The following is a 417-nucleotide window of genomic DNA, read 5'->3' on the forward strand; positions in this document are numbered from 1 at the left end:
TCTCATCACCTTCGGCGGGCTGATGGTGTTGTTCATGCTGGATTTCCATCACCAGCTTTTCCTGGCGCTGGCGCAATCCTACAAAATCTGGCCGGTCAACGATGTTTTCGATGCGCAGAAGGCGCCGGTGTCGCTGGTCGATACGCTGGCTGCAACGTTCACGGTGATGCTCAGGCTGGCGAGCCCTTTCATCCTGTTCAACGTGCTGTTCAACATGGCGATTGGCTTCATCAACAAACTCGCCCCGGTGGTTCCCGTCTATTTCATCTCCACGCCGTATCAGGTCGTGGGGGGCGTGCTTCTGCTCTACTTCGGCATCGTCTCAATGCTGACGCTGTTCGGCGACGCCTTCAGCCAGATTTTCAAATGAGGAATTGACCTGATGATCCGGCGCTCTCGCTCCGACAAGCTCGAAAG

At 55.9% G+C, this 417-nt stretch carries 1 protein-coding gene; it reads left to right on the plus strand.

Features of this window, described 5'->3' with window-relative positions:
- Positions 1 to 370: flagellar biosynthetic protein FliR (locus AC1D0P_RS30530; protein WP_477680153.1), on the plus strand; the 370-nt coding region annotated here is incomplete at its 5' end.
- Positions 371 to 417: the final 47 nt, after the last annotated feature.

This window comes from Polaromonas sp. P1_G2, assembly GCF_056405515.1.